Origin of the sequence: Aquimarina sp. AD10, assembly GCF_003443715.1 — a bacterium.
GTDB lineage: Bacteria > Bacteroidota > Bacteroidia > Flavobacteriales > Flavobacteriaceae > Aquimarina > Aquimarina aggregata.
In genome coordinates, this window is sequence record NZ_CP031965.1 from 2390471 (window position 1) to 2404259 (window position 13789).

Consider the following 13789-nt stretch of genomic DNA (forward strand, 5'->3'; position numbering starts at 1 on the left):
TTGCTATATTTTATTCAAATTTGTTAAATTATTTAACATTTACTAGTTCTACATCAAAAATCAACGTGGCGTTTGGAGGAATTACCCCTCCTGCTCCAGATTCTCCATATCCAAGATATGGTGGAATCACTAGTCTTGCTTTATCACCTACTTTTAACAATGCTATTCCTTCATCCCATCCGGAAATAACTTGTCCCACTCCTAATGGAAAATCTATAGGCTGATTACGCTTATAAGAAGAATCAAACACCGTGCCATCTGTAAGACTTCCTTTGTAATGCACTGATACTGTCTTTCCTTTTTCTGCTTGAACACCTTCTCCTTGTTGTATAATTTTATAACGTAATCCGCTATCAGTTTTATCAAAACCAGCTGCTAATTCTTCTAATAGTTCTTCAGACTTTTTCTTTGCCGCTGCTTCTCTTTCTGCTTTAGCTCCATTAAAACTTCTAAATACCTCAACAGCATTAAAATTTTCAGCATCGGCTCCTACTCTAATGATCTCTACTTCTTCTATAACATCTCCCTGTGCAACGGTATTAACAACTTCTAGGCCTTCTACTACTTTTCCGAAAACGGTATGTTTTCCATCTAACCAAGACGTTTCTACATGAGTAATAAAAAACTGACTACCATTTGTACCAGGCCCTGCATTAGCCATAGAAAGAACTCCTGGTCCATCATGTTTAAGATCAGGATGTATTTCATCATCAAATTGATAACCTGGTCCACCAGAACCAGTGCCTTGAGGATCTCCTCCTTGTATCATAAAATCAGCAATAACTCTATGAAACTTCAATCCATTGTAATATGGTTTCCCTTGTGGAATTGCTTGATTTTCTATATTACCTTCAGCCAAACCTACAAAGTTTCCAACTGTTCCAGGTGTTTTTTTATATTCTAAGTTAATAAGGATACTACCTTTTGTGGTATTAAATTTTGCGTATAATCCGTCTTGCATAACAATATATGTTTTAGCGTTTAATTTTTGAGCTGCAAAGATAATTAATTGTTAATGGTTTACTTAAACAAAAGATTATTATTATCTCTCTATTTTCAATACTATAAAACTAACTTTACACACAATATTTAATGAGCAATGATGTTATAAAAGATTGTTACCACCGGGAAAGGTCACAACAAAAGGTATTTTTTTTAATATTTACAGTATCTAAAAACAATGTCATCTCACAACTAACCAATTGAAATTTTTATGTAATGAAACTATTACCAACTAAACTACTATTTTTTTTATTTTTTGTTTCTACCATCTCTGCCCAAAATCTATATGAATCAGGGTATTTCATTGATAATAATAATAATCGAAAAGAATGTCTTATTAAAAGGGTTCCGTGGAAAAACAATCCAACTGAATTTGAATGGAAAAGAACAATTTCTTCTAATTCTAAAACCGAAAACATTGAAAACATTAAAGAATTTGGAGTAGGACAAGATTATATCTTTAAACGATATATCATGGAATTTGACCTAAGAGGAGATGATGTTGCTAATTCTACAAAAAGTGAGAATCCAAGATTAAGAATAAGAAAGGTTTTTCTAAGAGTAATCCTTCAAAGTGAAGCTTCTTTATTTTTATATTCTGAAAATGGTGTAAATAGATTTTTTTATACAGCTAGAAATGTTGCCTATCCTGAATTATTAGTTTACAAGACGTATTATGTTCCTGATTTAAAGAAAAAAGTAGGAAAAAAAGTTATTCCTAAATCAAACACACAATTTAAAGAACAATTGCTACAGCACATCAATTGCGGCAATCAAGATGTTGAAGATGTAACACATACTATAAGGGATCTAAAAAAATATTTTATTGATTACAATCATTGTAAAGGTGCAAAGATCAAGTATACGGTTAAGAAAAAAATCAATCAGACTAAAATTGGTCTTATAGGATCCTTAGATTTTGTTAGTTTTTCACACCCTTCAGAATTTAATGTATCCCAAACCATATTGTATGATGATGTAATGGCTCCAAAATTCGGTTTTTATTTAGAAACTTTCATACCGTTTTATAAAGTTGATTTAAGCTTTTTTCTAGAATCAACATACAGATCGTTTTCTACAACTCAAAGTAATGCATTTGGTCCCACAGAGCCTGCTAAGATAGACTTCAAAAGTATAAATGTAGCACTGGCGCCTAGGTTTCACATCTACTTAAGTTCTAATTTTGAAGTTTTCTTTGAAGGAGGTCTTTCTATAGATAACGATTTGGGTACCAAATCAGTTTTTAATGACAATATTGAAAAAGTAACAGTTGATTATTTTTATGGAGGAGGATTTGGAGTCGGTCGTTTTAAATTGGGATATAGAATATATACGGATAAAAACATTGCTAAGAGTGACAAGTTAAGTGTTACATTATCCAACTCTGAACTTACAACATCGAGCCTTTATTTATCTGTTAATTTATCAAAACATAACAGAAAATAAAATATCAAAAAGCGAATTATTGCTTTTTACCTGTCAAAAAAAGGGGTTTAGATCTTACGATCCAAACCCCTTTTTTAATTTTAATTCGTTTATAAGTGAGTCTAGTTTGCTACTTCACTGATAAATTTTATACGGTACAAACGAAGTTCCTCATCATCATAATCTCCGTCAAATTCTTCTATGGCAGTATCTATCTTATCATTTTCTGCTTCAAGGAAATACTCATGTATTTCTTCTTGTTGATCTTCATCAAGTATCTCATCAATCCAATATGCTATATTGAGCTTAGTGCCACTATAAACAATAGCTTCCATCTCTTTTATAAAAGCTGTCATATCCATTCCTTTGGCAGCCGCTATATCATCTAATCTTAATTTACGATCCACATTTTGTATAATATACAGCTTTAACCCACTATTGGCTCCTGTAGTCTTAACTACAAAATCATCAGGGCGCATTATATCATTTTCTTGAACGTATCTTGCTATAAGAGCTACAAATTCTTTTCCATATTTCTTAGCTTTACCTTCTCCTACTCCATGAACATTGGCCATTTCCTCTATTGAAATAGGATATTTTAAAGCCATATCATCTATAGAAGGATCTTGAAAGACCACAAAAGGTGGAACTCCAAGTTTTTTAGCTACTTTTTTTCTTAAATCCCGTAACATCCCAGCCAACTTATCATCACTACCTCCTTTTGCACCAGATTTTGCTGCTGTAATAATGGCATCATCATTTGCTTGGTTATAAACGTGATCTTCGGTCATCATGAAACTAACTGGATTACCTAAGTACTCTTTTCCTTCTGAAGTTACTCTAATCACACCATACGTCTCTATATCTTTTCTTAAATAACCTGCAACAAGCACTTGACGTATTAAAGCCATCCAATACTTACCATCTTTTGTTTTACCACTACCAAAAAAAGATTGTTGATGCGTTTTATGAGAAATAATAAGTGCATTACTTTTACCTATTAGTGTACTTACTAAATCTTTGGATTTGTATATTTCGCCTGTTTTACTAACTACTTCAATAAGTAATTGTACCTCATCTTTGGCTTCATGTTTTTTCTTAGGCGTTCGAACATTATCGTCCATATCGGCTCCTTCACCGTTTACCTCATCAAATTCTTCTCCAAAATAATGCAATATAAATTTACGTCTTGAAATAGAGGTTTCTGCAAAAGCAACAATTTCTTGTAATAGTGCATGTCCTATTTCCTGCTCAGCAACAGGTTTACCACTCATGAATTTCTCGAGCTTCTCTATATCCTTATAGGCATAATAAGCCAGACAATGCCCTTCTCCTCCATCTCTACCAGCACGACCTGTTTCTTGATAATAACTTTCAATACTTTTTGGCATGTCATGATGAATCACAAAACGTACATCGGGTTTATCAATTCCCATTCCAAAGGCAATTGTAGCCACCACTACATCTGTATCTTCCATCAAAAACATATCTTGATGTTTAGCTCTGGTTTTAGCATCTAAACCTGCATGATAAGGAACTGCTTTAACACCATTAACTTCTAATGTTTGTGCAAGTTCTTCAACTCTTTTCCTGCTTAAACAATATACGATACCACTTTTACCGCTGTTTTGTTTTACAAAACGAATTATATCCGCATCAACATTTTTAGTTTTAGGTCTTATTTCATAATACAAATTAGGTCGATTAAATGATGCCTTAAATGTATTAGCATCACTCATTGCTAAATTTTTCAAAATATCTTCTTGTACTTTTGGAGTTGCGGTAGCCGTAAGACCAATGATTGGGATATTTTCACCAATTCGCTTAATAATATTGCGAAGATTTCGATACTCTGGTCTAAAATCATGTCCCCATTCACTAATACAATGTGCTTCATCTACAGCTAAGAATGAAATTTTCTGAGATTTCAAAAAATCTACATATTCTTCTTTAGTAAGTGATTCTGGAGCTACATATAATAATTTTGTAACACCATTAATAATATCATCTTTAACCTTTTTTACTTCAGATTTATTCAAAGATGAATTTAACACATGCGCTATTCCTTCTTCAGAAGAAATACTGCGAATTGCATCAACTTGATTTTTCATCAAAGCGATCAAAGGAGAAACTACAATAGCAGTTCCTTCGCACATTAAAGCAGGCAGTTGATAACATAGGGATTTTCCTCCGCCTGTAGGCATTATAACAAATGTATTTTTCTTTTCGAGAATACTTTGTATTACCTTTTCCTGTAGTCCTCTAAATTGACTAAATCCAAAATGCCTCTTTAGTGCACTTTGCAAGTCAGTTCCATTCAAACTCATTAAATTTTTTAACTTTTATATACCAATTGATAAAGTTCGTTATCACTAAAATCTGGTTCCCCAAAATACAGATTTAGTGGATGTTTCATTTTAAATTTTTGAAAGCCAAAGATAAACAAAGCACAAAATAATTCGCTTTTTTTTTACAGTATTTAAAATTAATAAGGTATTGTATACCTTTGCCTAAATTAAAGATAATAAAATCTTTAATTATAACATACAAATTTTTGAAATTTTGAACACTCAAGATACTATAATCGCATATGCAAAAAAAACAATCGCTGAAGAAGCCCAAGCGATTGCCTATTTAGAAGAACTTGTTGATGAAGAGTTTTCTAAAGCAGTGGAAACCATACATAAATCAAAAGGTAGAGTCATTATAACTGGTATTGGTAAAAGTGCAATTATCGCTACTAAGATTGTTGCTACAATGAACTCTACTGGAACCCCTGCTGTATTTATGCATGCTGCAGATGCTATTCATGGAGATTTAGGTAATATTTTGGAAGACGATACTGTGATTTGTATTTCTAAAAGTGGCAATACTCCAGAAATAAAAGTATTAGTTCCTTTAATAAAAGGATTTAAAAACAAATTAATTGGTATTACTGCCAACAAAGAATCTTTTCTAGGACAAGAAGCAGATTATGTACTACATGCTTTTGTTGAAAAAGAAGCTTGCCCAAACAATCTTGCTCCAACAACCAGTACAACCGCTCAATTAGTGGTAGGTGATGCCTTGGCTGTTTGTTTATTACACCTTCAAGGTTTTTCTAGTCGAGATTTTGCTAAATATCACCCTGGAGGCGCTCTGGGGAAAAAATTATACTTGCGTGTAAGTGATATCACTTCACAAAACGAAAAGCCTCAGGTATCTCCAGAGTCTAATATTAATAGTGTTATTGTAGAAATGACAGAAAAAAGACTTGGAGCAACAGCTGTTACAGATAATGGTCATATACTAGGCATCATTACTGATGGCGATTTACGTAGAATGTTAACTACAAATACTTCTTTTGATGGTTTAACTGCAAAAGACATTATGTCTCCAAATCCAAAACGAATAAATAACGATGCTATGGCTGTAGATGCACTTGAAAAGTTGGAAGAGTATGCTATCACGCAATTATTAGCAGAAGAAGATGGCAAATATGCCGGTTTTTTACATATTCATGATTTAATGAGAGAAGGTATTTTATAATGACACAAAACACCCAAAAAGACCCCCAATCAATGTCTTTTCTAGACCACCTAGAAGAGTTACGTTGGCACCTTATAAGAGCAACAGTTGCAATATTAATAGCAGGAACAATAGCATTTATAGCTAAAGAGTTTATTTTTGATGTACTTATTTTTGGTCCTAAAAAGCCAGATTTCCCCACCTATAAAGGGCTATGCAATTTATCAAGATTATTACATTTAGATGAAAGTTTATGTTTTAAAGAATTACCTTTTAGTGTTCAAAGTCGAAAAGTAGCGGGACAATTCTCTGTACATATATGGACATCAATCACTGCTGGTTTTATTTTTGCATTTCCATATGTGATATACGAGTTTTGGAGATTTATAGCCCCTGCAATGCATGCTAATGAAAAAAAATATTCTAAAGGGTTTATCATTATTTGTTCTTTTTTATTTTTTCTAGGAGTCCTTTTTGGATACTATATAATTACTCCACTTTCAATAAATTTTTTAGGAGGATACCAAGTAAGTAAAGAAGTCCTTAATGAGTTCGACATTGACAGTTACATTGCTTTAGTGCGAGCATCTGTACTAGCTTGTGGGCTAATATTTGAATTACCCGTTATCATGTATTTCTTAACCAAAGTAGGACTTGTTACTCCCGAATTTTTAAGAAAATACAGAAAATTTGCCTTAGTAATTGTATTAATATTATCCGCAGTAATAACTCCACCTGATATTGCGAGTCAAGTTATTGTTGCTATCCCTGTTTTAATATTATATGAGATAAGCATATATATTTCTAAAGCTGTTATTAAAAAAGAAAATAAAAAACTCAAAAAACAATCCTGATGAGTACTATAGTGAATGAATTTAACGAGTATAGAGAAAAAATGAATTCTAGAATTCTAGAAGATAATAATAAAGTCCTTAAAAGAATTTTCAATCTTGATACCAATGCATATATGGCCGGTGCCTTGGATGTAAAGACAAAAGAACTATTAGGTCTAGTTGCTTCTGCGGTATTGCGATGTGATGACTGTGTTCGTTATCACTTAGAAACTTGCTATAAAGAAGGCCTTACTAAAGAAGAAGTAGTAGAATCTTTGAGTATTGCTACATTGGTAGGGGGAACTATTGTTATTCCTCATTTGCGTCGTGCTTATGAATTTTGGGATGCTCTAGAATCTAATGATTCTTAATTTTTTAAATTTCACAGTTAAAAAGAATACCATAAATTTACATCAGTATTTTTAGCAACACCAAACATATTATTAAGTCATTGTATTGCGAAAAGAACCATTATCAAAATCTTAATAATAAATTCTAGGCGACCCTAAAAAAAAACATCAATACATGAAACTAAAAGCAGATAATCTTATAAAATCTTATAAAGGCAGAAAAGTTGTAAAAGGGATTTCTTTAGAAGTAAATCAGGGAGAAATTGTTGGACTTCTTGGACCAAACGGAGCTGGTAAAACAACATCGTTTTATATGATTGTAGGATTAGTGAAACCAAATGGTGGTAAAATCACATTAGAAAATACCGATATCACGAAGTACCCTATGTACAAACGTGCTCAAAATGGTATTGGTTATCTGGCTCAAGAAGCATCTGTTTTTAGAAAACTAAGTATAGAGGACAATATATTAAGTGTATTACAACTTACCAAACTCTCCAAAAAAGAGCAATTGCATAAAATGGAGGCATTAATAGAAGAATTTGGTCTAGGACATATTCGTAAAAATAGAGGAGACCTATTAAGTGGAGGGGAGCGTCGTCGTACAGAAATTGCTCGTGCCTTGGCAACCGATCCAAACTTTATACTTTTAGATGAGCCTTTTGCCGGTGTAGATCCTGTAGCTGTAGAAGACATTCAACGTATTGTAGCGCAATTAAAAAACAAAAATATCGGCATTTTAATTACCGATCATAATGTACAAGAAACATTAGCCATTACAGATAGAACATATCTTATGTTTGAAGGAAGTATTTTAAAAGCTGGTATTCCAGAAGAATTGGCTGAAGATGAAATGGTGCGTAAAGTATACCTTGGTCAAAACTTTGAATTACGAAAAAAGAAATTAGACTTTAACTAATCTTTGATTTTTAAAAGATTGGCTCCTCTTTATTAATTTGATGATTCCTTTTTGAACACTAATGACATTAATACATAAAGCAATAGAATTAAAGGAATAGCAGCAAATTTAAATAGTAATATCATTACTATTGTACATAATAAGAAAATATACCGAACCTTGTTTCCTTTTAGTCCCCAGGTTTTAAATTTTAATGCAAATAAAGGGATTTCTGCATTTAACAAATAACAACTTACTACCGTAAGTGCTATCAAAAACCATTTGTTAAGTATTAATTCTACAACCCAAATTTCTTGTTGGTATTTAAGAATTAATGGCAAACTAACAATTAATAACGTATTTGCCGGAGTTGGTAAACCAATAAAAGAACTAGTTTGTCTGGTGTCTATATTAAAATTAGCCAATCGATATGCAGAAGCTAGTGTCACTAATAACCCCAACAGGGATAGATAAGACCAATCTAGGCTCATTACTATCTCATTAGTATCCCATCCTTGAGGTACTGCATAAAATGGTTTTCCAAATACCTGTGATAATAGCTGATACATTACTATACCAGGTGCTACCCCACTAGTAACCATATCTGCAAGAGAATCCAACTGTAATCCTAATTCACTTTGCGCATTTAAAATTCGTGCAGCAAAGCCATCAAAAAAATCAAAGCCTATTCCCAGCATTACAAAAAATGCAGTTAATTCCAAATTTCCATGAACTCCAAAAATTACAGCAATGCAACCACAAAGAAGGTTTAATAGTGTGATGAGATTCGGAATTTGTTTTTTAATCCACATAAAAAATGATTTTGTGTAAAAATAGCAAACTATTATTATCAAACTTAACAAAAAAGAAGTATTCAATTTTATTAATTGTAACTAAATAAGTTTAATTTCGTTATTAGATCTTAGTGTATCATTTCCAATATGAAAAACGTTGTATTAGCTATCCTCTCTGGATTATTACTTGCCGTAAGTTGGCCAACATATGGTTTCCCATTATTTCTCTTCTTTGCGTTTATACCTATTCTAATTGCGGAAAAGAATATTCGGGCAGATAAATTCAGTAAAACTAAAGTCTTTGGCTTAGCTTATCTAACATTTTTTATTTGGAATATCATTGCAACTTGGTGGATATATAACTCTTCAGCATTTGGTATGTGGTTTGCCGAGATTGTCAACACACTACTCATGACATTAGTGTTTTTGTTCTATCATATTGTGGCAAAAAGAGCAAATTTTACAATTGCTAGTATCTTTTTGATGTGTTTTTGGATGAGTTTTGAGTATTTTCATTTACAATGGCAACTCTCATGGCCATGGCTTAATTTAGGTAATGGTTTTTCTAATTTTACTTCTTGGATACAATGGTATGAATATACAGGAACTTTTGGAGGCTCTCTTTGGATATGGATTGTAAATATTAGCGTTCTAAAAGCTATTTTACTTTTTAAAGAACATAAAGACAAAACTATTCTTTATAGAGCAGCTATTCGTAATGGTCTAATTATAATAATTCCTATTTTAATTTCTGTTATTATTTTAAAAACATACAAGGAAGAAGGAAAGGATATAGAAGTTGTTATTTTACAACCTAACATTAATCCATATACCGAAAAGTACAATACTAGTGATCAACGAATAGGTTTGCTTTTGGATTCGTTATCACATACTGTTTTAACAAAAGAAACCAATTTTATAATTGCTCCGGAAACAGTATTTGCCGATAATAACAAGTTAAAGAGTTTTCCTAATTCTATCGCAAAAAATGTAGCTCAAAAAATTTTAAAAGATCACCCAAAAACTCATTTCCTTTCTGGAATATCATTGTATGATCGCTTTAGTGACCCAGCAAGGTTTCATTCTCAAAGTAATGTGATTAGAGAAAATGATTTTTATGATGACTATAATTCGGCCTTTTTTATACGCCCTGATCAAACATCAGAACTTTACCATAAAAGTAAACTTGTTGTTGGCGTTGAAAATTTCCCTTATCAAAGTGTTTTAAAACCAATACTTGGTGATGCTATGATTGATTTAGGAGGTACAGTTGCAAAAAAAACTACTCAAGAAGATCGAGAAGTGTTTTTTACTAAGGATAGTATCGGTGTAGGTACCATGATCTGTTATGAAAGTATCTATGGAGAATTTGTAACAGGGTACATTCACAATAAGGCCAATTTTCTTGCTGTTATTACTAATGATGCATGGTGGGGTAATACTCAAGGGCATCAACAACATTTATCCTATGCAAAATTAAGAGCTATAGAGACTCGTAGGAGTATTGCAAGAAGTGCTAATACAGGGATTTCTGCTATCATAGATCAAACCGGAAATATAACACATACTCTTGGTTACGAAAAAAGAGGCGCTATAAAAGGAACTTTAAAAACAAATACTAAAGTCACCTTTTATGCAAAAGCCGGTAATTACATAGCCCGAGTATCTATTTTTCTATCGATATTTATATTTTTATTTTCGGTTTCCCGAAGAAAGCAGAAAATATAGTTACCGACATTCATAATAGCTTTCATAGAACTAAGAAACCTTGTACCTTTAACCCCTTATACAAAGTTGTGAATTACGTATCAGTAGAAAATATCGCCAAAGCATTTGGAGAACGTGTTCTCTTCAAAAACATTTCTTTTGGAATTAACGAAGGGCAAAAAATAGGTTTTGTTGCAAAAAACGGAACAGGAAAAACATCATTATTAGACATTGTTGCTGGGGATGAAGAACCGGATGACGGTCAGGTAGTATATCGAAAAAATCTAAAAGTCGCCTTTTTACCGCAAGAACCCAATCTTGATCTCAACCTTACAATTGAGCAAACTATTTTTGCTTCAGACAATGAGATTCTTAAGGTTATAAATGATTATGAAAAAGCACTACAAAATCCAGATGACACAGAAGCCTATCAGCATGCTTTTGAGCAAATGGATGCTATGAATGCATGGGACTTTGAGACACAATACAAACAGATTTTATTTAAACTTAAGTTAGACGATTTAAGCAAAAAGGTAAGTGCATTATCTGGGGGACAAAAAAAACGTCTAGCATTAGCCAATATACTCTTAAGCAAACCTAACCTATTATATCTTGATGAGCCTACGAATCATCTTGATCTAGAAATGATAGAATGGCTAGAAGAATATTTTGCCAAAGAAAACTTTACATTATTTATGGTAACTCATGATCGTTACTTCTTAGAAAATGTATGTAATGAAATTATAGAGTTAGAAAACGGAAAATTATATTCATATAAAGGCAACTATGCTTATTATTTAGCAAATAAAGAAGCACGAATCGCCAATGAACAAACCGAAACAGATAAAGCTAAACAGTTATTCAAAAAAGAATTGGAATGGATGCGACGCCAACCTAAGGCACGAACAACAAAGTCTAAATCAAGAATAGATGATTTTTACGAAATCAAAGAGCGTGCTCATAAACGTCGTAATGATCACCAAATACAACTTGAAATTAATATGGAGCGCATCGGGAGTAAAATCCTAGAGCTTCATAAAATCTCAAAAAGTTTTGACAACAAACTGCTACTTGACAAATTCGAATATGTTTTCAAAAAAGGTGAACGTATTGGGATTATTGGTAAAAATGGAACTGGGAAATCAACTTTCCTAAATATGATTACAGGTAGTATTCTTCCTGATCATGGTAAAGTTGTTATAGGAGATACCATAAAGTTTGGATATTATACTCAAAGTGGTATTCAAATCAAAGAAGGTCAAAAGGTAATTGATGTTATTCGTGAGTTTGGTGACTATATTCCACTAAAAAAAGGAAGGCAAATATCTGCTCAACAATTATTAGAACGTTTTTTATTCGATCGAAAAAAACAATACGATTTTGTAGAAAAATTGAGTGGAGGAGAAAGAAAGCGTCTTTATCTATGTACTGTACTTATTCAAAATCCTAATTTTTTAATTCTTGATGAGCCTACAAATGATTTAGATATTGTTACTCTTAATGTACTAGAAAATTTCCTGTTAGATTTTCCGGGTTGTTTACTAGTAGTATCCCATGATCGTTATTTTATGGATAAAATTGTAGATCATCTATTTGTATTTAGAGGAGAAGGAATTATTCAAGATTTTCCTGGTAATTATACAGACTATAGAGTTTATGAACATAGTAGTACTCCTAAAGTTTCTAAATTAGAAAACACAGAACCTAAAAAAGGTTGGAAAAAAGATAATAAAGCTGGACTTTCTTATAATGAACAAAAAGAATTTAATCGAATAGAACGCGATTTAAAAAAGTTAGAAATTCAAAAAAAAGAAATTGAAAGTTTGTTTGCAGAAGGAAAACTAGAAGGAGATCAGATTAATGAAGAATCTCAAAAGCTTCAAAAAATTATAGAACAAATTGAAAGTAATGAGATGCGTTGGTTTGAATTATCAGAGCTTATGGAAGAATAGTCTTAGTTTTTATAAGTATACCTATGCTAACTAGAATCAAACGGTACTTTAAATTTCTTTTAAAATCTACTAATCAACATGGGGTTCATTCGCCTTTTGTCTATAATTTAGTTACTAAATGTTTTTATGATAAAAAAAGTAACATATCAAATAACATTACTATATCCGCATATAAAAAACATGATCTAAGTTTAAAAAATCTTAAACTTATCAATAGAGTAATTTTATATTTAGAATGTCAACACATTGTGATCTTAGATTATTCACCCTATCCTATAGACCAAATCATACAAATTGATGATTTGGCATCCGTTACAAAAAATACTGAATCGGATCATTACGATTTAGCCTATACGAACGACTATAGTATGAAAACTCTAGACATCTTATTTTCAAATAGTCATAATGATTCGTTAGTATTGATCAATAATATATATAAATCTAAAGATAATCTCTCTACCTGGGAAAAAATAAAAGATCATCCCAAAGTAACTGTAACCATTGATACTTTTGATCTAGGTTTTGTTTTCTTTAGAACAGAACAGGCAAAAGAACACTTTACTATACGATTATAAGCACCTCGAAATAAAATTTCGAAGTGCTTAAAACATTTATTTTCCTGATAAGTAATTCTATATTATCTAAACATTCTTACAAATAACCCCTTACGCTTATAATACTGAAGTTCTTTCATATCAACAGGTTTTTGAGTTTCAGAGAGGCATATATCCTCTATAAATTCATCATATGTCATTCCTTTTTCTTCTAGAAACCCTACAAAATATTTTTCAGCTATCTCAACTCCACGAGCTTGTTCTATAGATAAAATTTTCTTGTAAAGTGCACTAATTTTCTCTATTGTAGATCTTGGAGGTGCTTTCCGCCTTGCAGAAAAAGATTTGATTTCTCCATTATCGTCAAGCTTAACTTCAAAATCTGTAATTACCCAATAAAATCTTCCATCTTTAGCTAAGTTTTTTACCAGGGCATTTATGTTTTTTTTCTCTTTCAATCTCTCCCATAGCCATTTAAATATCACTTTGGGCATATCTGGGTGACGTATCACATTATGAGGTTGTCCTATTAATTCAAACTCTTCATAACCAGATATTTCCATAAAATAATCATTTGCATACTCAATGATTCCTTTTGGATTTGTTTTACTCATGATAGTTTGTTTCGTATCCAAAATGATTTCTGCATTAATAGGTTCGGGGCGTTTAAGTACTTTCATATATCTTATTGTTAGTTAATTTCAGGCAAAATTAATTACAACATCTTGTGCGAAAAATGATTAAAATCATAGTAATAAATACATTGA

At 31.8% G+C, this 13789-nt stretch carries 12 protein-coding genes; 8 read left to right on the forward strand and 4 right to left on the reverse strand.

Features of this window, described 5'->3' with window-relative positions; all coding sequences use genetic code 11:
* Positions 1–28: 28 nt before the first annotated feature.
* Complete coding sequence (locus tag D1816_RS09850) at positions 29–961, reverse strand: peptidylprolyl isomerase (protein WP_066319129.1); 933 nt, start codon at positions 959–961, stop codon at positions 29–31.
* A gap of 257 nt (positions 962–1218) precedes the next feature.
* Here D1816_RS09850 and D1816_RS09855 point away from each other — a divergent pair, with 257 nt between their 5' ends.
* Positions 1219–2448, forward strand: coding sequence for a hypothetical protein (locus D1816_RS09855; RefSeq protein WP_118502596.1), 1230 nt, complete (start codon positions 1219–1221; stop codon positions 2446–2448).
* 101 nt (positions 2449–2549) lie between these two features.
* Here the strand turns inward: D1816_RS09855 and recQ are convergent, their stop codons facing one another.
* On the reverse strand, positions 2550–4754 hold the full coding sequence (gene recQ, locus D1816_RS09860) for a DNA helicase RecQ (protein ID WP_066319125.1): 2205 nt from the start codon (positions 4752–4754) through the stop codon (positions 2550–2552).
* Between the two features lie 235 nt (positions 4755–4989).
* On the opposite strand from recQ, the gene D1816_RS09865 reads away from it, so the two are divergent.
* The 4 genes from D1816_RS09865 to lptB all read left to right on the forward strand — a co-directional run bounded on the left by D1816_RS09865 (position 4990) and on the right by lptB (position 8036).
* On the forward strand, positions 4990–5955 hold the full coding sequence (locus tag D1816_RS09865) for an SIS domain-containing protein (protein ID WP_066319124.1): 966 nt from the start codon (positions 4990–4992) through the stop codon (positions 5953–5955).
* The gene (tatC, locus tag D1816_RS09870) at positions 5955–6788 is read left to right on the forward strand and encodes a twin-arginine translocase subunit TatC (protein ID WP_066319123.1); all 834 of its coding nucleotides are present in this window, start codon (positions 5955–5957) and stop codon (positions 6786–6788) included. Before D1816_RS09865 ends, tatC begins: the two co-directional genes overlap by 1 nt.
* Positions 6788–7138 (forward strand): carboxymuconolactone decarboxylase family protein, encoded by a 351-nt coding sequence (locus tag D1816_RS09875; protein ID WP_066319118.1) that lies wholly within the window; start codon positions 6788–6790, stop codon positions 7136–7138. The genes tatC and D1816_RS09875 overlap by 1 nt, the downstream gene beginning before the upstream one ends.
* 154 nt (positions 7139–7292) lie before the next feature.
* Positions 7293–8036, forward strand: coding sequence for an LPS export ABC transporter ATP-binding protein (lptB, locus tag D1816_RS09880; RefSeq protein ID WP_066319115.1), 744 nt, complete (start codon positions 7293–7295; stop codon positions 8034–8036).
* Between the two features lie 32 nt (positions 8037–8068).
* On the opposite strand, the gene D1816_RS09885 is transcribed toward lptB, so the two are convergent.
* Positions 8069–8821 (reverse strand): phosphatidylcholine/phosphatidylserine synthase, encoded by a 753-nt coding sequence (locus tag D1816_RS09885; protein WP_369887309.1) that lies wholly within the window; start codon positions 8819–8821, stop codon positions 8069–8071.
* A 135-nt stretch (positions 8822–8956) separates the two neighbouring features.
* Between D1816_RS09885 and lnt the strand changes: the two genes are divergently transcribed.
* The 3 genes from lnt to D1816_RS26080 all read left to right on the forward strand — a co-directional run bounded on the left by lnt (position 8957) and on the right by D1816_RS26080 (position 13043).
* Positions 8957–10537 (forward strand): apolipoprotein N-acyltransferase, encoded by a 1581-nt coding sequence (gene lnt / locus D1816_RS09890; protein WP_118502598.1) that lies wholly within the window; start codon positions 8957–8959, stop codon positions 10535–10537.
* A 68-nt stretch (positions 10538–10605) separates the two neighbouring features.
* On the forward strand, positions 10606–12468 hold the full coding sequence (locus D1816_RS09895) for an ABC-F family ATP-binding cassette domain-containing protein (protein WP_118502600.1): 1863 nt from the start codon (positions 10606–10608) through the stop codon (positions 12466–12468).
* Positions 12469–12491: 23 nt separating this feature from the next.
* A complete protein-coding gene (locus tag D1816_RS26080) occupies positions 12492–13043 on the forward strand; it encodes a hypothetical protein (protein WP_233565226.1) in 552 nt (183 codons plus the stop codon).
* Positions 13044–13105: 62 nt separating this feature from the next.
* Here D1816_RS26080 and D1816_RS09905 read toward each other — a convergent pair whose 3' ends face one another.
* Positions 13106–13702 carry a PAS domain-containing protein gene (locus D1816_RS09905; RefSeq protein WP_118502602.1) on the reverse strand — a complete coding sequence of 199 codons (597 nt, stop codon included), beginning with the start codon at positions 13700–13702 and terminating at the stop codon, positions 13106–13108.
* Positions 13703–13789 lie beyond the last annotated feature (87 nt).